The sequence below is a fragment of the Allobosea sp. genome, assembly GCF_035999205.1.
Classification (GTDB): Bacteria; Pseudomonadota; Alphaproteobacteria; order Rhizobiales; family Beijerinckiaceae; genus Allobosea.
Map to the genome: position 1 here is coordinate 104,109 of NZ_DASYHA010000015.1, position 18,731 is coordinate 122,839.

At 67.5% G+C, this 18,731-nt stretch carries 17 protein-coding genes; 7 read left to right on the plus strand and 10 right to left on the minus strand.

Annotated elements, in window-relative coordinates; all coding sequences use genetic code 11:
• Positions 1-28: 28 nt before the first annotated feature.
• The 3 genes from ung to VGN82_RS04865 all read right to left on the minus strand — a co-directional run bounded on the left by ung (position 29) and on the right by VGN82_RS04865 (position 3,047).
• Complete coding sequence (gene ung / locus VGN82_RS04855) at positions 29-727, minus strand: uracil-DNA glycosylase (protein WP_327525862.1); 699 nt, start codon at positions 725-727, stop codon at positions 29-31.
• The gene (locus VGN82_RS04860; protein ID WP_327525863.1) at positions 724-2,244 is read right to left on the minus strand and encodes a bifunctional metallophosphatase/5'-nucleotidase; all 1,521 of its coding nucleotides are present in this window, start codon (positions 2,242-2,244) and stop codon (positions 724-726) included. The genes ung and VGN82_RS04860 overlap by 4 nt, the downstream gene beginning before the upstream one ends.
• Before the next feature lie 92 nt (positions 2,245-2,336).
• On the minus strand, positions 2,337-3,047 hold the full coding sequence (locus tag VGN82_RS04865; protein ID WP_327525864.1) for a hypothetical protein: 711 nt from the start codon (positions 3,045-3,047) through the stop codon (positions 2,337-2,339).
• Positions 3,048-3,246: 199 nt separating this feature from the next.
• On the opposite strand from VGN82_RS04865, the gene hemH reads away from it, so the two are divergent.
• Complete coding sequence (gene hemH, locus VGN82_RS04870) at positions 3,247-4,272, plus strand: ferrochelatase (protein ID WP_327525990.1); 1,026 nt, start codon at positions 3,247-3,249, stop codon at positions 4,270-4,272.
• Here hemH and VGN82_RS04875 read toward each other — a convergent pair.
• Positions 4,188-5,180 (minus strand): alpha/beta fold hydrolase, encoded by a 993-nt coding sequence (locus tag VGN82_RS04875; protein ID WP_327525865.1) that lies wholly within the window; start codon positions 5,178-5,180, stop codon positions 4,188-4,190. The two genes, hemH and VGN82_RS04875, sit on opposite strands and share 85 nt — an antisense overlap.
• A 69-nt stretch (positions 5,181-5,249) precedes the next feature.
• Here VGN82_RS04875 and VGN82_RS04880 point away from each other — a divergent pair, with 69 nt between their 5' ends.
• Positions 5,250-5,705, plus strand: coding sequence for a MarR family winged helix-turn-helix transcriptional regulator (locus tag VGN82_RS04880; RefSeq protein WP_327525866.1), 456 nt, complete (start codon positions 5,250-5,252; stop codon positions 5,703-5,705).
• 101 nt (positions 5,706-5,806) lie between these two features.
• On the opposite strand, the gene VGN82_RS04885 is transcribed toward VGN82_RS04880, so the two are convergent.
• The 4 genes from VGN82_RS04885 to VGN82_RS04900 form a co-directional block, all read right to left on the minus strand.
• Positions 5,807-6,724, minus strand: coding sequence for a TorF family putative porin (locus VGN82_RS04885; RefSeq protein WP_327525867.1), 918 nt, complete (start codon positions 6,722-6,724; stop codon positions 5,807-5,809).
• 209 nt (positions 6,725-6,933) lie between these two features.
• The gene (locus VGN82_RS04890) at positions 6,934-8,361 is read right to left on the minus strand and encodes a murein L,D-transpeptidase family protein (protein WP_327525868.1); all 1,428 of its coding nucleotides are present in this window, start codon (positions 8,359-8,361) and stop codon (positions 6,934-6,936) included.
• 198 nt (positions 8,362-8,559) lie between these two features.
• Entirely contained in the window at positions 8,560-9,513 is a 954-nt protein-coding gene (locus VGN82_RS04895) for an acetyl-CoA carboxylase carboxyltransferase subunit alpha (protein ID WP_327525869.1), read from the minus strand.
• 107 nt (positions 9,514-9,620) lie between these two features.
• A complete protein-coding gene (locus VGN82_RS04900) occupies positions 9,621-10,388 on the minus strand; it encodes a class I SAM-dependent methyltransferase (RefSeq protein WP_327525870.1) in 768 nt (255 codons plus the stop codon).
• Positions 10,389-10,540: 152 nt separating this feature from the next.
• Here VGN82_RS04900 and gloB point away from each other — a divergent pair, with 152 nt between their 5' ends.
• From gloB to VGN82_RS04915, 3 genes are read left to right on the plus strand one after another with little or no spacing between them, the layout of a single operon-like run.
• On the plus strand, positions 10,541-11,305 hold the full coding sequence (gloB, locus tag VGN82_RS04905; RefSeq protein WP_327525871.1) for a hydroxyacylglutathione hydrolase: 765 nt from the start codon (positions 10,541-10,543) through the stop codon (positions 11,303-11,305).
• A gap of 8 nt (positions 11,306-11,313) precedes the next feature.
• Positions 11,314-11,778: a cupin domain-containing protein gene (locus tag VGN82_RS04910; RefSeq protein WP_327525872.1), complete on the plus strand. Its 465-nt coding sequence runs from the start codon at positions 11,314-11,316 to the stop codon at positions 11,776-11,778.
• Positions 11,778-12,575, plus strand: coding sequence for a GNAT family N-acetyltransferase (locus VGN82_RS04915; RefSeq protein WP_327525873.1), 798 nt, complete (start codon positions 11,778-11,780; stop codon positions 12,573-12,575). Before VGN82_RS04910 ends, VGN82_RS04915 begins: the two co-directional genes overlap by 1 nt.
• A gap of 95 nt (positions 12,576-12,670) precedes the next feature.
• Here the strand turns inward: VGN82_RS04915 and VGN82_RS04920 are convergent, their stop codons facing one another.
• Together VGN82_RS04920 and VGN82_RS04925 are read right to left on the minus strand one after the other, a co-directional pair.
• Entirely contained in the window at positions 12,671-13,906 is a 1,236-nt protein-coding gene (locus tag VGN82_RS04920) for a metal-dependent hydrolase family protein (protein WP_327525874.1), read from the minus strand.
• A 35-nt stretch (positions 13,907-13,941) separates the two neighbouring features.
• Positions 13,942-14,421 carry a DUF2938 domain-containing protein gene (locus VGN82_RS04925; RefSeq protein WP_327525875.1) on the minus strand — a complete coding sequence of 160 codons (480 nt, stop codon included), beginning with the start codon at positions 14,419-14,421 and terminating at the stop codon, positions 13,942-13,944.
• Positions 14,422-14,675: 254 nt separating this feature from the next.
• Between VGN82_RS04925 and VGN82_RS04930 the strand changes: the two genes are divergently transcribed.
• Positions 14,676-15,812 (plus strand): ROK family protein, encoded by a 1,137-nt coding sequence (locus VGN82_RS04930; RefSeq protein ID WP_327525876.1) that lies wholly within the window; start codon positions 14,676-14,678, stop codon positions 15,810-15,812.
• Between the two features lie 270 nt (positions 15,813-16,082).
• Positions 16,083-18,728 (plus strand): DUF3772 domain-containing protein, encoded by a 2,646-nt coding sequence (locus VGN82_RS04935; protein WP_327525877.1) that lies wholly within the window; start codon positions 16,083-16,085, stop codon positions 18,726-18,728.
• Positions 18,729-18,731 lie beyond the last annotated feature (3 nt).

Below are 18,731 nucleotides of genomic sequence, written 5' to 3' on the forward strand. Positions count from 1 at the left end.
GCGGATCCGGCAGCACTGTCCGCCGGCCTCACCAGTCGATCGACTTCTCCCCCTTCGCCGTCAGCCAGGCATTCGCCTTGGAGAACGGCCGTGAGCCGAAGAAGCCCCGCCGCGCCGAGAGCGGCGAGGGATGCGCCGAGGCGATCACCAGATGCCGGCTCTCGTCGATCAGGGCGCGCTTGGCCTGGGCCGGGCTGCCCCAGAGCATGAAGACGACGTGGGGGCGGTCGCGCGAGACTGCGGAGATGATCGCGTCGGTCACGGCGCCCCAGCCCAACAGGAGGTGCGAGCCGGCCTTGGATGCACCCTCGCGGACTGTCAGCGCGGTGTTGAGCAACAGCACGCCCTGTCGCGCCCAGGCTGTCAGGTCGCCGTCGGTCGGCGGGGCGAGGCCCAGATCATCGCTGCGCTCGCGATAGATGTTGACCAGCGAGCGCGGCAGTGGCGGCGGGCCGACATAGGAGAAGGCGAGCCCGTTGGCGTGGCCCGGCGTCGGATAGGGGTCCTGCCCGAGGATGACGAGGCGGACGCCGTCGAGCGGTGTCAGCGCCAGCGCGGCGAAGACGCGTTCGGGGGCCGGTGCGACGACATGGCCGGCCACGCGCTCGGCATCGGCGGCCGCGCAGGCACGTTCGGCCTGGGCGCCGGGTGCGAAGACGGGAAGCCGGCGCCAGTCCCTGGCCTGCTCGCTCGCGAGAAAGGTCGCGAGCGCGGTCGAGCTGCTCACTTCAGGACGGCCCGGCCTTCGACCTTGGCGTCGATCGTGCCCAGCCTGCGCAGATAGACCATCACCTCATTGGCCATCAGCTTGCCGTCGGTGAGACCGATCAGCGTCTTGCCGCGCGCCAGCGCGGTGTAACCGTCGCCGCCCTCGAGCATGAAGTTGTTCGACGCGACGGTGTATTTGGCGGCCGGATCGATCGGCTTGTCATCGACCGTCACAGCGGTGACGCGCGAGCCCTGCGGCTGCTTCAGATCGGCCTCGAACTTCAGGCCGGAGACCACCGGAAAGCGGCCCGCACCCTGCGGAGCGTCGCGCAGGCCGTTCTCGATCGCATCCTTCACGTCCTTGCCGGTGATCTCGACCATCACGGTCGCGTTGCCAAAGGGCAGCTCGCTCAGCACGTCGCGGCGGGTCAGCTTGTGGCCGATCGGGTACTGCTTGTTGGCGCGGATGCCGCCGGCATTGGTGATGGCGAGCTGCGCGCCGGTGCCGGAACGGATCGCGTCGGCGATCAGGTTGCCGATCGCGGCTTCCTGCGTGCGGATGACGCCGGTGCGCGAATCGAGCGGGGCGGCGAGCACCGCAACGTCGACATCGAGTTCCTTCGACAGCTCGGCCTCGTAGCCCTTCACCAGCGCCGCGACGTCGGGATCAGGCGTCGCGCCACGCGAATCGTTGACGCGGAAGGTGGGCGTCCAGGACACCTGGCGGGCGGCACCCTCGCCGCGCACGCTGACGGCGATGTCGATCGCGGTGACGTAGTTACCCTCCTCGTTCGACTCGACCATCACGACCTTGCCGTCATAGGCGATGGCGAGATCGTGGTCGTGGCCGGTGAGCAGGATGTCGACGACGCGCGAGCGCACGATCTCGTTGTCCATGGCACGGTCGGCATGGACGACGGCGACGAGGATGTCGGCGCCCTGGCTTTTCAGGGTGCGGGCCTCGCGCCGCAGCGCCTCCATGGTCGAGGAGAATTTCAGGTCGCCGGAATTGGAGATCTGCGGCGTCGGGTCATAGGCGGTGCCGATGACGCCGACCTTGACGCCGCCGAGCTCGAAGATCTGGCTGTCCTTGTGGCCAGGCAGAGGTTGGCCGGCGGCGTCACGCAGGTTGGCGGCGAAGGTCGGGTAGCTTTGTGCCGCCACGAGCTTGAGATAGTTTTCCTTGCCGAAGTCGAACTCGTGGTTGCCGGGCACGAAGACGTCGATGCCCATCTTGTTCTGCATCGCGACGATATGGGCGCCCTGGTCGAAGCCCGACATCAGCGAGGGCGAGTAGCAGTCGCCGGCATGGCAGAACAGGACCGGCACGCCCTTGGCGCGTTCGGCCCTGGCGATGCCGGCAGCGCGCGCGAAGCCGCCGCGGCCCTTGTCGTCGCTCATCTTGTAGATGTCGTTGAGCAGCAGCAGCGTGAAGGCCGGCGCGGGCGTCTGGGCAATCGCGGCTGGTGCGGTCGCGGCGAGTGTCGCCGGGGCGGCGATGACGCCAAGCGCGTTGCGGCGAGTCAGCTTGGTCATGAGTGATTTCCCCAGCGAAGGCGCGATGATGTGACGTCGCGGGCAATATCGCAGTGTCGAGCCGTTCCAATCAAGCGGCTCGCCGCACGGCTCTAGCGATTGGTCATCTGGCTACGGATGGTGTTGATCTCGTCGCTGACGTGGGCGTAGTTCGCGGCCGAGTCGCGGATCCCGGCGCGGCGATTGCGCTCGGTCAGCCATGGCCCGTCCCTGAACCAGACTGTGAGATTGTCCTTGCGGATGTAGTGCTCGAAGGTGGAATCGGGCAGCTCCTGCGCCCCGATCAGGTATTTGCGACTCCATTCATCCTCGCGAACCTGGCCAGGCAACCAGTCCCGGACGATCTCGATGTCGTCGAGCACGTGCAGCAGCTCGTGCTCCCAGATGACGGCGAAGAGCTTCTGGCTCAGGCGGTCCTTGTCGAGGGGGCGATCATCCTCGAGGACGTGCACCGAGATCGTCACCTCCAGAACGACCTCCCCGCCCTGGAAGCGCCATGTGACGCGGTTCTGGGGGCCAACGCTGCGCAGCCATTGCTTGTCGATATCGGGAAAAGCCACTGCGAACTCGGCGGTGACCAGACCGTGAACCGAGGCAAGCTGGCCCGGATTGTTCTTCTGCGTGCCGCTCAGGAGCTTCATCATGTCCTCGCGCCGAACGAATTTCGGCAGGCGCAGGTCACTGGCGGTCAACCCCTTCGGCGGCTTGATGGCGTAGCGTCCCTTGGGCACGACCACCGTATTTGCGTGGACAATCCGGCTCTTGATCTCGAAAGCGGGGCCCTTGGCTGTGGGCGGCGGCATGGCATCCCTCCCTGCGCATCGGGTATCGGGCTGGCGACCGATCGATGCTCTGCCCGTTCCCCGCTCTGTGCAAGACCGATCGCCGGTGTCGCACCTGCCGCGACGGCATTGGACGAAGGCCGGAACTCGTCTAAATCACAGGTCCATGAAAGCCCTGGACACGACCTTCGAGGCCAAGCCGGCCGCCCTGCAACACGAGATGCCGAAGCCCGCCGACCATCCGGTGGTGCGGGCCGGGCGGATCGGCGTCCTGTTGATGAATCTCGGCACGCCGGAGGGCACCGGCTACTGGCCAATGCGGGCCTATCTCAAGGAATTCCTCTCCGACCGGCGCGTGATCGAGGAACCGCGCTGGAAATGGTGGCCGATCCTGAATCTGATCGTCCTGACCGTGCGTCCCGGCCGCAAGGGCAAGGACTACGCCTCGATCTGGAACACCGAGCGCGATGAGGGCCCGCTCAAGACGATCACGCGCTCGCAGACCGAGCAGCTTGCGGCGCGGCTCGCTCCCGAGTTTGGGGATCGCGTCGTCTTCGACTGGGCGATGCGTTACGGCTTTCCCGATGTGAAGAGCCGGCTGAAGGCGCTGCTCGAACAGGGCTGCGACCGCATCCTGATGGTCCCGCTCTATCCGCAATATGCGGCGCCGACCTCGGCCACGGCCTGCGACCAGGCCTTCCGTGCCCTGATGACGATGCGCTGGCAGCCGGCGGTCCGGGTTGCGCCGCCCTATTTCGATGATCCGGCGCATATCAAGGCGCTGGCCGCCTCGATGCGGGCGTCGCTCGCGAAGCTCGATTTCGAGCCGCAGGTGATCCTGTGCTCCTTCCACGGCATGCCGAAGGAGTATCTGCTCAAGGGCGATCCCTATTACTGCCAATGCGCCAAGACCTGGCGGCTGCTGCGCGAGGAACTCGGCTTCAGCACCGAGCGCTTCCGGATGACCTTCCAGTCGCGCTTCGGCCCTGATGAATGGCTGCAGCCCTATACCGACGAGACGGTGAAGGCGCTCGCCCAGTCCGGAACCAAGTCGATGGCGATCGTCGCGCCGGGCTTCTCGGCCGATTGCCTGGAGACGCTCGAGGAGCTCGATGGCGAGAACCGCGAGATCTTCCTGCACAATGGCGGCGAGAAGTTCGCCTATCTCCCCTGCCTGAACGCTTCGCCAGAGGGCATCGACACGATTGAGGCGGTCGTCAGGCGTGAGCTGATGGGCTGGGTCTGACCCGATCGCCGGTCGGCCCGTCCGGCGACGAAATCCGCGACGGCGGCCGCGACATGGCGTGATTGCAGGATGCGGCGGTGGCCGAGCCCCTGCAACGCTTCGAGCCGCACGAAGGGGCCGGCCCCGGCCAATTCCTCGGCATGGGCGAAGGGCACTTCGCGGTCATCGCGGCAATGAAGCAGCAGCGTCGGCTTGCCGAAGCGCGCGAGCTGATCGGCGCCCTCGAAGGCCGTGACGGGCACGCCGGCGACGCTATGGATACGTGCCTCCAGCGCCCTCTGTCCGGTTCGGCCAAGCCCGATCGCCGTGCCGAACCAGCGCGTGACCTCCGCCATCGACGCGGGCGGCGAGATCATCGCCAGGCGCTCCGCCATGACGCGCGGCTGCGCGGGGATGGTGCCGGCGAGCGCCGCAAGCGCGATCGAGCCGCCGAAGGAATGGCTGACGATCGCATGCACGGGGGCAAAGGCTCGGGCGACGGCGGCGAGGCTCGCCACCCCGATCGGCAGGTTGAGCTCGGCGCCGGTCGATTGCCCATGGGCGGGCAGATCGAAGGCAACGACCCGGAAGCCGGCGCGCAGCAGCGGCGTCACGAAGGCGCTCATGAAGGCAGCCTCGCCGGTCCAGCCATGGAGCAGGATCACACTGGGGGCCGGCTCGGCCTGGCCTTCGGTAGCCGGCTCGAACAGGTGGGCCGCGACCGAGCCGCATGGATACGGCACCGATATGTGCATCGCGGCGTCGAGCCGGCTAGCGGCGGGCTTGACCGCGGGCGTGCGATTGGTTCCCTGCTTGCGGCGGGGCGGCGTGCAGAAGGCCTTGAAGGCTATGCGGCCGGTCAGGCCCGGCGCCACGATGCCCGAGACGTGGACGATAGGCCTGAGCAAGCGGAGGAGCGAGGTGGCCATGGCGTCAACCCTGATTTGTTCAGCCATGAACGAGTATGTTCATTCATGAACAAAAAGCAAGAGACGTCTATGCCTCAGGAGAAGGCCCGCCTTCTGCCCTGGGAGCTGCCGCGCTTCCGCAACTGGATCGCGGTCGCACGGGTGCATCAGCTCTGGAAGAAGGTGTTCGGCGAGGCGCTGGCGCCGCTCGGAATCCAGCTCGCGCATTACGACGTGCTCGCCAATATCGCGCATGTGCCGGGGCTGACCCAGCAGGCGCTCGCCGAGAAGCTGCTCGTCGGCCGCAGCGCCATGAGCATGCTGCTGCCGGAACTCGAGCGCCGCGGGTTGATCGAGCGGCGCAGCGACGAGACCGACCGGCGCGTCCGGCGGCTCTGGCTGACGCCGGAGGGCAATGAGCTGACCGAGAAGGCGATGGCCATCCATGTCGCCAGGCTCGAGGCGATGATGACCGTGCTCAGCGACGCCGAATGCGATTCGATCGGCGAGATGATGCGCAGGATTGCGGCTGCGCTCGAGAAGTGACTGAGGCAGCCGGGCCAGAATGGAAAAAGGCCGCTCTTGCGAGCGGCCTTTTCGATTCCTGAGGCAGGCTCGGCCGAGAGGCGGCCTGCTGCGCAGGCGGCTTACTTGGCCGGAGCGAAGATGCCGACGCTGCTCGCGGTGATGTCGAAGGACAGCGTGCCGACGACGGTCGCGCCGCACCACTTCGACCGGCCCGTGCCGTTGTTGATGCCGCGCGGATCCGCCGTCAGGAGGAAGCAGTCGGCCTTGGAGAGGTCGGTGTCGTGGTAGCGAACATCGGCGGTGATGTTCTTCCAGGTGTAGGAGATACCGGCGTTCCAGTAGGTATAGTCAGGCAGGTTGGTCGGCGGCGTGGTCGACCAGATCGCCTGATTGGTCGTGCCGAGCCAGTAGCGGCCGAGCTCGCCGGAGACCGCGAGGCCCTCGAGGAAGGGCAGGGCATATTTCGCGGTGATCGAGCCATAGGTGCCCGTCGCGCCGGTACCGAGCCAGTCCCAGGCGTAGAAGACATTGGCGCCGACCGTCAGGCTGCCGCCGAAGGTGTAGGAGAGCTTGCCGTAGACTTCCGTGTAGTCGGTGTTCTTCGGGGTCCAGTGCACGCCACCGGCGTCGATCAACGCCTTCTCGGCCGGATAGTAATACTGCCAGACACCGAGATCGACGGTCAGATCGCCGAACTTCGGACGGATACCGCCGTAGAAATCGATCTCGGCGTCCGGACGGGTCGCCAGGTCGACATTCGAGGCATAGACGCCGAGGTAGAACAGGTTGTCGTAGATCTGCAGCTCGGCGCCGCCCTGGACGGCGGGCTTGCGATCGGTCTGCGAGATACCGCGGAAGTTGTAGTCCGTCATGCCCTTGATGCTGACGGCGACATCGATCCAGGTGATGCTCGGCGGGATCGGAGCGACCGGCGCATCCTTGCGGCTGGGAAGATCGGCGGCTTGCGCAGCGCCAGCGAAGGCAGCGAGCGATAGGGTTAGGCCAGTGACCGAAGAACGGACGAAATCGAAGACCATTAGATGCTCCGTGCCAGTCGGGCCGCGAATTCCGGCCCGTTTCCGCCACAATCTAGGCGAGCGATTTTGATTCTCGGCAAGGCAAGCTTTTCGGCAGGATGCATAGTTCTTAAGCAAAAGGCCCCGCGGAGCGGGGCCTTTGCGCCTGAGAAATAGTCTAAGCCGACAAAGCGACGTGATGTTGCATTTCCGTCACGTCGCGGTCGTTCCTAGCGGGTGATCCGCTGACTGGCGAACGCTGCATCCGGCTGTTCCAGCTGCGTCGTGCGCAACTTGTCGGTGCGGCGCGGCGGCAGGGGCGCGCGGACATTGGTCGGCGTGGACGGCACGACCGAAGCAACCGGCGCGGAGGCCTGGGGCTCGGCGGGGGCCGATCCGCCGATCAGCGGCACGAAGCTGAGGGCGCGGCGGTAGAATGGCACGCTCTCCTCGGAAGCCGTCGCGAAACCCGTGGACGCGGCGGCGGCGGGGAGCGGCGCGGCATTGCCGGGCAGGACCCGCGCGACCTGAGTCGCGGCCGTGCCAGCGGCCGGCTTGGGCGCGGCCTGCGCCTTGGCCGGCTCCGGCTTTGCAGGCTCGGGCTTTGCCGGCTCGGGGGCAGCCGCCGAGGCGGCGGCAAGCACGGCGTCGTTGTCGGCCGAGGTTGCACGGAAGGTGGCCGTCGTCTTGCCCTTGTCGTCGAGAACGGCGACGCGCGGTCCAACCGTGAGCGCGTCCGGACGGCTGATGCCGACATCGCGCGAGCCCCAGGAGGCCGAGCGGTTCAGGGACTCGGAGCCGTTCGCGACGAGGGCGCTCTTGAAGGACGAATGCTGATCGCCATCGTCATAGACCAGCTTGACGGCAGGCGTGCCCTTGGCGACGAGCGCTGCGATCTCGGACTCGTCCTGCTGGCGCTTCTGCTGCACAGCCTGGGCGACGGCCGCGCCGCCCCCATTGAAGACATAGCGACCGCCGGTGACGCCGACCTGCGGTTCGTCCCTGGTGATCTCGAAATAGTCCGTGCCTTCCTTCAGGTTCTTCCAGAAGGCGATGTTGGAATCGAGCCGGTGCTTGGCGAGGTTCTGCGGCGTCATCCGGAAGGGCAGCGCCTGCATCTGCACGGCCTTCTGGCCGCCATTATGGGCCTCGCGGACGAGCGCATAGATCTCGCCCATCTGGTCGTCGGTCATCGAGTAGCAGCCGGCCGAGGAGCAGGCGCCGTGCACCATCAGATGCGCGCCGGTGCGGCCATAGGAGCGGTCATAGGCGTTGGGATAGCCCATGTTGAACGAGACGTAGAAGGACGAGTTCGGGTTCATCTGCGCCGGGGTGATGGCGTAGAAGCCCTCCGGCGCCTGGCGGTCGCCCTCGCGCACCTTCGGGCCGAGCTGCCCCGACCAGCGGCACATCGGATAGGTCTTCAGCAGGGCATACTGGCCATTGGCCTTGCGCTTCCAGATCTCGAGCTCCGACTCCTTCTTGTAGGAGCGGATGAGGATCGGCTGGTCCTTGCTCATGCCCTTCTCGGACATCAGGGCATAGGTCGCTGCCGGGATCGGGATGTTATGGCGGGCGGAGCCGCGATAACGGTCCTCCTCGCAGGCGCCCAAGGTCAATGCAACAAAAGCCACGAGCGCGAGTTGCTTGAATGCCACGTCGTCAATCCCATGATGGGTCGCCACGGAGGAGCGCGACCTGTGACTTCGCAAGACGGCCAAATTGTGCCCGTCCTGCTGTTCTAGAAGCGTTAGGCTTGAAGCTTCCTTACCACAGGGGCTGCCCTTAAGGCCACATGGTCAAGGGCAGGTTAAAGCCGTGTGCCTTTGGAGCGCGCCAAGCGCCGTCCCGCGGCGTCAGAGTGTGCGCCCGATCGCCAGGAATTTTTCCGCGCGCCGGTCGACGATCTCGTCCTGCGACAAGCCCGCCAACTCCGAAAGCGACGCCGAAATCGCCTCGCCGGCGCGTCCGATCGCGGCCTGCCGATCGCGATGCGCGCCGCCCGTCGGTTCGCTCACGATCCGGTCGATGATGCCGAACTTCAGCAGGTCCTGCGCCGTGATCTTCATGCCGGTGGCGGCGTCCTGGGCGCGGCCGGTGTCGCGCCAGAGGATCGAGGCCGCACCTTCCGGCGAGATCACCGAATAGATCGCATGCTCCATCATGATGACGCGGCTGGCCGCGGCGATCGCGATCGCGCCGCCCGAACCGCCCTCGCCGATCACCAGCGCGATGCTGGGCGTGCGCAGGCCGAGCCAGGTCTCGGTCGAGCGCGCGATGGCTTCCGCCTGGCCGCGTTCCTCGGCCTCGATGCCGGGATAGGCGCCGGCGGTGTCGACGAAGCTCAGGACGGGAAGGCCGAAACGGTCGGCGAGCTCGACCAGCCGGACGGCCTTGCGATAGCCCTCGGGCTTGGCCATGCCGAAATTGTGCCGGATGCGGGTCTCGGTCGAATCACCCTTCTCCTGGCCGATGACGCAGACCGGCTCGCCGCGGAAGCGGCCGAAGCCACCGACGATGGCCTCGTCCTCGCCGAAGGCACGGTCGCCGGCCAGTGGGGTGAACTCCTCGATCAGGCCGGCGCAGTAATCCTTGAAATGCGGCCGCTGCGGGTGGCGTGCGACGAGCGTCTTCTGCCAGGGCGTCAGAACCGCGTAGAGCTCCTTCAGCGCCTGGCCGGCCTTGGCCTCCAGCCTGTCGATCTCGTCGGAAAGCGCGTAGCCGTCGCCCTTGGCGTCCAGGGCCCGCAATTCATCCGCCTTCGCCTCGAGCTCGGCGACCGGTTTCTCGAAATCCAGATAGCTACGCATCGTGATCCAGTTCAGGTTTCGCGCCAGGTTGGTCCCTGCGCATCAAAGCGTCGTGTGGAACCGGCTTGCGAAAAGCGGCGGACCTTGGTCGCGCGCCGGCTTTTTTGTCAACCCGGCGGCTTGCCGTCACGGGTGCTGTCGGTCCGTTGCGTCGGGCTTGGCTGGGGCAGCAGGATCGGGCGGAAGGCGAAGCTGCGACGCGTCGCGCGCAGCGGAATGCGGCGATAGACCTGTTTGGTCGCGTCGATCACATGCACGCCGGCGAAGGGCAGTGCGAGCCCGGCCCCGATGCGCTCCCAGGCGGCGGCCGAGCGCATCAGCAGGCGCCGCCGCAGCGGCGGCACATAGAGCGCCTCGGTCCAGTTCTCCGGCGAGAACTCGCCGGCGCGCATCAAGGCCTCGATCTGCGAGCGGCTGAACGGGCGACCCTGGCCGAAGGGCGTGCCGTCCATGCGGGCCCAGAGGCCGCGCCGGTTCGGGACGACGAGAATCATCCGGCCTCCGGGCGAAAGCACGCGTCCGACCTCCTCGATCAGGTCGTCGGGACTTTCGGTCTCCTCCAGCGCATGGACGAGCACGACGCGGTCGATCGAGGCCGTTGGCAAGGGCAGCAGCGTCGGCTCGACCAGCGCCGAGGCGGAGAGCCCGTCGGAAGGCCAGTTCACCACGCCCTGAGCCGCCGGCATGAAGGCGATCACCCGCTCGGCATTCGCGCCCAAGACCGAAAGATAGGGCGTCGAGAACCCCAGACCGAGCACACGCTGGCGGGCACAGTCGGGCCAGAAGCGCAGCATTGCCGTGCCGATGAAGCGCCGCGCCACATGGCCGAGCGGGCTGGCATAGAAGGCGCGCAGATCGGCGACGTCGAGGGACATGGAGCCGCAAGATGTGGTGCCGCGCCGATGCGCGCAAGGCCCAAGCGGCAGCCAGGCTGCGGGCAGGGCCGACCGGTAGCCCGGTGCAAGGCTGGCCTCTGCCGACGCCATTCGCTATGCACCGAAGGGTCAGCCGCGTTCCGGAGCCCCCCATGCCGCTCGATCTCCAGATTTTCCGCACTCTCAGCGATAACGCCGGCGCGCTGCTCTACGATCCCGTGGCGAAGGCGTGCGCGGCGGTCGATGTGCCCGATGCCGGCCATGTTATGGCCGCGGCGAAGGCCAGGGGATGGGCCATCACCGACATCTTCGTGACCCATGCCCATCACGACCACACGCAGGGCGTGGCCGAACTGAAGCGGGCGACCGGTGCCAGGGTCTGCGGACCGGCGGATGCGGCGGCCTCCGCCCCGCTCGACCGCATTCTGAAGGAGGGAGACAGCGTCTCGTTCGGCGGCGAGAGCTTTGAAATCTGGCACACGCCCGGTCATTCCGACGGGCATCTCAGCTTCGTCTCGCTCGGGGCGAGGCTCGCGCTGGTCGGCGACGTCGTCTTCGTGATGGGCTGCGGGCGGGTGCAGCCCGGCCAGATGGCGGCGATGTGGACCTCGCTGTCGCGCCTAATGGCGCTGCCTGGCGATACCCGGCTGCTCGGCGGCCATGATTACACCCTGTCGAATGCCCGGTTCGCCGCTTCGGTCGATCCGGCCAATGCCGTGCTCAAGGCGAGGTTGGCGGAAGCGGAGGCGGCCAAGGCCCAGGGGCGCTTCTGGGCGCTCACGACGGTCGCCGAGGAGGCCGCGACCAACCCCTTCTTCCGGGCAGGCGAGAGCGCTCTCGCCGCTGCCGTGGGCCTGGTCGGCGCACCTGCCGGCGACGTCTTCGCCGCGTTGCGCGAAGCCAAGAACCGGTTCTGAGCGACGCCATGAACGCGACGCTCAACGGCCTGACCGCTGCCGAGGTCATCCGGTTGCTCGATCTCGAGCCCCATCCCGAGGGCGGACACTACCGCGAGACCTTTCGCGATCCGCGCGAGGCCGAGGGGCGTAGCGTCTCGACGGCGATCTACTATCTGCTCGACACGGGCGAGACCTCGGAGTGGCACCGCGTCGATGCCGCCGAGATCTGGCATCACTATGCCGGGGCGCCGCTGGTGATCAGCGTCTCGCCGAATGGCCATGACGCTTCGGCGCACCATCTCGGCACGGATCTCGCCGCCGGGCAGCGCCCGCAATTCGTCGTGCCGGCCGGCTGGTGGCAGAGCGCGACCTCGCTCGGTGCCTGGACGCTGGTCGGCTGCACGGTCGCGCCCGGCTTCGTCTTCGAGGCTTTCGAAATGGCACCGCCGAACTGGCGGCCGACGCCGCGCCAGCCGACAGGGGGTGCATGATGACGCAGTTCCAACCGGGCCTCGGCCAGCCGGAGATCGCCGCGGACGATCTGCACCTCGTGCTCGATTGCGAGCGCCGCATCGTCAATGCCTGGCCGTCTCCGGCGACGCTGCTGATCGGCGACTGGGTGGTGCGTTTTGCCGGCGGCTATTCCGGCCGGGCGAATTCCGCCTCGCCGCTGAAGCCGGGCGCTGAGCTCGACGAGGCGACGCTGGACCTGATCGAGGAACTTTACCGGGCCGATGGGCTGCCGCCCTGCATGCGGCTGACCCCGCTCGTCGGAGAGGCGACGCGGGCCATGGCGCTGGCGCGAGGATACCGGGTCAAGGACGCGTCCTTCGGCCTGATCCGGCAGCTCGCCGACATCGTGCCGGAGGTCGAGCCCGAGCTGCAGATCGAGGCACGCCCGAGCCAGGAGTGGATCGCGGGGGTCGCCTCGCGTCAGCCGGGCATCAAGGCCGATGCCGACAAGCTCGCCGCCATCGTCGATGCCGTCCGCCTGCCGGCGGCCTTCGCGACCTGGCTGGTCGCGGGCGAGCCGGTCGCCTTTGGCATGAGCGTGGCCGAGCGCGGCATGGCCGAAATCGGCAGCATCGTGGTCGATCCCGCCCATCGTGGCCACGGCTTCGGCCGGCGCCTTGTCGTCGGGCTGATGGGCTGGGCGCGGGCGATGGACTGCGACAGCGCCTATCTTCAGGTCGACCAGACCAATGCGATCGCGCTCGGGCTCTATCGCAGCCTCGGCTTCCGCCGGCTTTACGCCTACGAGACGCGGATTCTCGACCTCGGGGCGTGAGGCAATCCGGCATTCTCGGGCGTAGCGAAGCGCAGGCCCGAGAATCTCTTGTCAGGCGATGCTCGGGTCGAGCCCGAGCATGACGCCTGTTGCCTTCAGCCCAGGCTCGCCCGCTTCATGAAGGCGCCGCCCTTCATGATGATCGGCATGTGCTTGCCCTGGCGGGTCAGCAGCGAGAGGTCCTTGAGCGGGTCGCCGTCGACGACGATCAGGTCGGCATGGGCGCCGGCCGCGACCGTGCCGATCTTGCCCTCGAGCTTGAGCAGCTTGGCTGCGACATGGGTGGCGGAACCGATCACCTCATGGGCCGGCAGGGCGCGGCCGCGGATCACGAACTCCTCCGACTGGTACTTGTGCATGTCGCCGAGAAGGTCGCTGCCATAGGCCATGGCGAGCCCGGCCTTCTTCATGACGGCGAGCGAGTTCATGCCGGCCGAGCGCACGACGTCGACCTTGGCGACCGAATCCGGCGGGAAGCCGAGCTTGGGGCCGTCCGAGACGAGCTTGTCATAGGTAACGAGCGTGGGCACCGCGACCGCGCCCTTCGACGCCGCGAGCTTCGCCGTCTCGGCCTCGATCAGGTTGCAGTGCTCGAGCGAGTGGACGCCCGCCTCGACGCAGCGACGGATCGCCTGGTCGGTGTAGACATGGGCCGAGACATAGGTTCCGGCCATCCGCGCTTCCTCCACGATCGCTTCCAGCTCGCTGACGGAAAAGCCGAGGAAATGGATCGGGTCAGTCGGCGAGGCGCAGCCGCCATTGGCCATGATCTTGATGAAGTCGGCGCCACCCTTGATTTCCTCGCGCGCGGCGCGACGGACCTGGTCGAGACCGTCGCAGACGCGGCCGAGCGCGCCGAGCCGGTGGCGGATGACCGGCGCCGTCGCGTCGTCATAGCGACCGCGGAAATCGGCATGGCCGCCGGTCTGGCTCAGCGCCTTGCCGGAGATGACGAGGCGGGGCGTCGGGAAATGGCCTTCTTCGGTCGCCTGCTTGAGTCCGAAATCCGCGCCGCCGACGTCACGCACCGTGGTGAAGCCGCGCATCAGCATCTCGCGCATGATCACGAGCGAACGGACGGCGACGAGCGAATCCGGCAGGGCCGCGTTGCGACCGAGATCGGCGACGCCGGCGACGACGTGGACATGGGCGTCGATCAGGCCGGGCATCAGCGTCTTGCCCTTGAGGTCAACGACCTTGGCCTTGGCCGACGTCACTGACTTGCCGACCTCACGGATCGTGCCGCCCTCGACGAGGACGCTGACGGGTGCGCCGGCTTCCGGCGCGGTGCCGTCGACGATGCGGGCATTGGTGAAGAGTGTGCTGGCCATGGTGATGTCTCGACTGGAGTTCTGAAAGTTGAAGTTCAGCGGGTGAGCAACGCGATAGCGTAGAGGCCGATCGCGAAGACGGTGTGGCCGATGATGTTCATCAGGCGCAAGGTGTTGGCATTGGAGCGCTTCGAGGCAGCGATGCCGGCGCCCATGCCGGGCTGCAGGATGAACCAGCCGCAGCCGACGGTGGCGAGGCCGACGATCAGCGCCGGCAGGAAGGTCGGGTTGTAGGCCCAGCCAATGCCCCAGATCGCCAGTACGATGCCGGCGAAGAGGATGCCGACGAGGTAATGCGCGATCCAGCCGATGGCGAGCTCGTTGGCGACCGGCTCGGCCTTCGCGATATCCTCATGAATGAAGCGACCACGCGGGAGATGGGCGAACCAGCGCCCGACCATCGCCCAGTTCGGCGCCGGTAGGCCGAAGGCGTGCTTGAGGAACTGCGCCCAGAGATCGAGCAGCGCGGTTGCTCCGACGCCGATCAGCGCCGCCCGAACGATGTAATCCACCATGTCATCCCCCGGGAGCGCGGATCGCCGGGCCCCTTCACGCGCCGGTTCGCGGCGTCGCTTGCAGTCGGGCCCATGGAGCGGTGATCCGGTTGGCGGGTCAACCGGCAGCGGTACCGAATGCACCGCGACCGGCGCAGGCGCGCCATGCGTCGGGCGCCGCCGCGGAGCTCTCAGGCGGTGCTCGGCCGCATCGTCACGGAACCTCGCAGGGCATCCGGGGTTGCCCTTTCGACGCACTTCAGGGGGAGGATGCCATGGGCGCCGCTGCGGCAGGGACGACACGGAATCGCGAGGGGCGCCCGCACGGCCTGCATGGCGCACCCGAACTGCCGTCCGTCAGCGTCACCAGTTACAATCTCGAGATCCGCGACGAGGACGGCTTCGTCGGCGACAAGGCGAGCCGCAGCGCCTTCGTCGAGCACCTCGACGCGCTTCGCCAGCATCTGCGTGAGCAAGGCGGCGATCCGTTGAAAGGCGCGACGGCGGAGGTCAGCAAGAAGCAGCTCGATGCGCTGCTGAAGGACGGCGACCCACATGAGGCGGCGCTCGTGCTTAGCGCGATTGAGCGATTCGCGCAGTCGCTCGCCTTCGTCATCCGGCGCTTCACCCGCCTCAAGAGCTGGGCTCCGGTCGAGCGCATCGTTATCGGCGGGGGCTTTCGCGAGAGCCGTGTCGGCGAGCTCGCCATCGGCCGCGCCGGCATCATCCTGAGCACGGACGGGCACAGGATCGATCTCGTGCCGGTCAGCCATCATCCCGACGAGGCGGGGCTGGTCGGCAGCGCCCATCTGGCGCCGAAATGGATATTCGAGGCCTATGACAGCCTCGTCGCCGTCGATATCGGCGGCTCCAACATCCGTGCCGGCATCGTCGAGCTGCGCCAGGACAAGGCCGCGGATCTCAGCAAGGCGCGTGTCGCATCCTCCGAGCTCTGGCGGCATGCCGATGAAGAGCCGCGCCGGGACGAGGCGATCGCGCGGCTCGGCGAGATGCTGCAGGCACAGCTCAGGCAGGCGAAGAAGGACGGCCTGCGCGTCGCGCCCTTCATCGGGGTCGGCTGCCCCGGCCTGATCGAGCCCGATGGTGCGATCGACCGCGGCGCTCAGAACCTGCCGGGCAACTGGGAGAGCAGCCGTTTCAACCTGGTCGACAGCATTCGCGAGCTGGTGCCCGAGATCGGCGATCACGAGACCCAGGTGACGATGCACAACGATGCGGTGATCCAGGGGCTGAGCGAACTGCCGGCGATGCAGGATGTCGAGAACTGGGCGGTCCTGACGATCGGGACCGGGCTGGGCAATGCGAGTTATCGCAACCGGAACGCGCCGAAGCGCAAGGCGGCCGGTAAGGACAAGACTTCCGACAAGGACAAATCGGAGGCGAAGGGCTGACGCGGCAAGCGGGGGCAAGCCGCATTGTTGCTCCCGGCGCCATGATGATGACCCGTTTGCGGGGGATTGAGGGGCCGCCCATATGCCGCTTCGGCAGCGCGGGGCGCCGGTTCCCATCTCCAACCTTGCAGACAGGTCTTGCTCTTGCCCTTCGATCGATCGCGCTACGCCCCGCCTGGGGCCGCTTGCCTTGGGAACGGAGCTGTGGCGACGGTCGAGCCACACCCGAATCACCATCCTGAGCGAGGCCCGACCGGAATGGCTGTGCGCATGAGGCAAGCGCCCGCACCTAGGCATCGTCTTGGCGGTTTCGTGCTCGTTCTCGCGATGCTGCTGCTGGCGGCCTTGTCCGGCGCGGGACAGGCCCTCGCGCAGCAGCCGGCCGCCGAGCCTGCGCCCGCGCGCGCCCGGCTCGATGCGATCCGCATCGAGCTGTCCCAGATCGAATCCACGCTGGCCGCTCCGAGTGCGACGGAGGCCGAATTGCAGCGCCAGCGCGTGCGGCTGCAGCCGTCGCTCGAACAGCTTCGCCAGATCGTCGAGGAGCAGACCCCGCGTGTCGAGCAGGCGAAGCTGCGCCTCGACCAGCTCGGCCCGAAACCCGATGCCTCGGCGCCGCCCGAGAGCGCCGAGGTGACGCGCGAGCGCGAGGCGCGCCAGAAGGCCTTCACGGACGCCGACGAGACGATGAAGATTGCGCGGGCGGCGTTCCTCCAGGCCGAACAGCTGCAGGCGTCGATCGGAGACCGGCGCCGCGAGCTCTTCGCCAAGGTGCTCTTTGCGGCGGGCCCGAGCGTTCTCAGCCCGGACATGTGGGGCAGCGCGATCGCGACGGCGCCGGAGGATCTGCGTGCCTCCGGCTACATCTTCGGAGGCTGGCTGTCGGGTGTCGCCGAGGCGCTGTCGGGTGCGCGCGGCGCGCTGGTCGCGCTCGCTTTCATCGGGGCGGGGCTGCTCTATTTCGCGCGCAGCCGCTATCTGCCGCGCTTCAAGGCTCGTTTCAGCACCACGCAGGATCGCGACAGCCTGCATTCCCTCTACATCGCGCTGGCCCATGTCGTGGCCGGCGCGGCGCCGCCGGCACTGGCGAGCTGGCTGATCTATGCCGCGCTCAACACCGCCGGGCTGCTCCCGCTCCGCATCCAGCCGGTGATCGCGGCTGCGGTCGCCGGGCTGGCGATCGTCGCCTTTGTCCAGGCACTGCTCGATGCGCTGTTCGCGCCGAGCCAGCCGCAGCGACGGCTGGTCAGCGTGATGGATTCGACCGCGCGCATCGTGGTCTGGATGGGAACCTCGCTGGCCTTGGTCCTGTCGATCAGCAAGGTGCTGGAAGCGTGGCTGACGGCGATCGCGGCAGGCCTCGCCGTGTCGATCATCCTGCGCAGCATCCTCGTCATCATCTTCGCGGTGACGCTGGTGGCGGGGCTCTATCGCCTTCGCGACGACGAGGAGGTCGAGGAAGAAGCCTGTCTCGGCCCCTATGTCGCGGTCGACGGCGCGAGCCTGGGGCCGATCCGCATCTTCGGCTGGATCATCGGGTTCGTGATGTCGCTCGCGGTGCTGAGCGGCTACGTCATCTTCGCCTCCTTCCTGACCGAGCAGGTGCTCTGGGTCGGCATCGTCGCCTGCGTCTTCGTGATCGTCTATCAGCTCGTCGATCTCGGCATTCCGCAGGCGCTGACCGGGAAGGGTCGCCTGGCGTTGACGCTGAAGGCCGGGCTCGGCATCCGCACCGGCACGCTGGACAAGATCGCGGTCATCGCGGCCGGCGCGCTCAAGCTCGTCCTGATCGTCATCACCTTCCTGATGGTGCTGGCGCCGTGGGGGCTGGAATCGGCCGACTTCCTGTCGTCGCTGCGGGCGGCCTTCTTCGGCTTCCAGGTCGGCGGCGTCACGATCTCCCTGTCCTCGATCTTCATCGCCGGGCTCTTGTTCGCGGCCGGGCTCGGGGCGACGCGCTCACTGCAGGGCTGGCTCGAGACCAAGTTCCTGCCGACGACGCAGCTCGATACGGGCTTGCGGAACTCGATCACCACGGCGGCGGGCTATGTCGGCTATGTCGGCGCCGTCGCGATCGCGGTCTCGGCGCTTGGCCTCAGCCTGGAGCGGCTGACGCTGGTCGCATCGGCGCTCTCGGTCGGTATCGGTTTCGGCCTGCAGTCGGTGGTGTCGAATTTCGTCTCGGGGCTGATCCTGCTCTGGGAGCGGCCGATCCGCGTCGGCGATCAGGTCGTGGTCGGCGACGCCGAGGGCATCGTCAAGAAGATCAATGTCCGCTCGACCGAGATCGCGACCTTCGACCGTGCTTCGGTGATCGTGCCGAATTCGAACCTGGTCTCGGGCGTGGTACGCAACCGCGTCCGCAACGACCGGACGGGGCGCATCCTGATCGCCTTGTCCGTGCCGCGCAGCCTCGATGCAGGCGATGTCCGCGGCATGCTGAGCGAGGTCGCGACCGGCCACGGCGACGTGATGCAGAAGCCGCCGCCGGCGGTCATGTTCAAGAAGATCGGCACCTCGACGATGGATTTCGAGCTGGTCTGCGTCGTCGCCGATGTCGACATCGTCGGCCGCGTCACCAGCGACCTCAATTTCGCGATCCACAAGCGGCTGACCGAGATGGAGCCGGCCGCAGCGACGCCTGAGCTTCTGGTCAAGGGGCTCGAAGGCGTCGAGCAGTCACTTGGCAGCATTGCCGCGGCTGTCACCCGCGAGGGCAAGGCGAGCGCGGACAAGGCAGGCGCAGGCAAGACGAATGGCAGCAAGGCGAGCGGCGAGGCCAAGCTTGCCTCTCCGAGCCGCGCCCGCAAGACATCGCCCGCTCCCCGCGACGAGGGTGAGGAAGACGAGGCGGAGGAAGCGCCGCCCGCCCGCGCTGCGGCGCCGGAGCCGGCCAAGGACGACAGCAAGGAATGATGC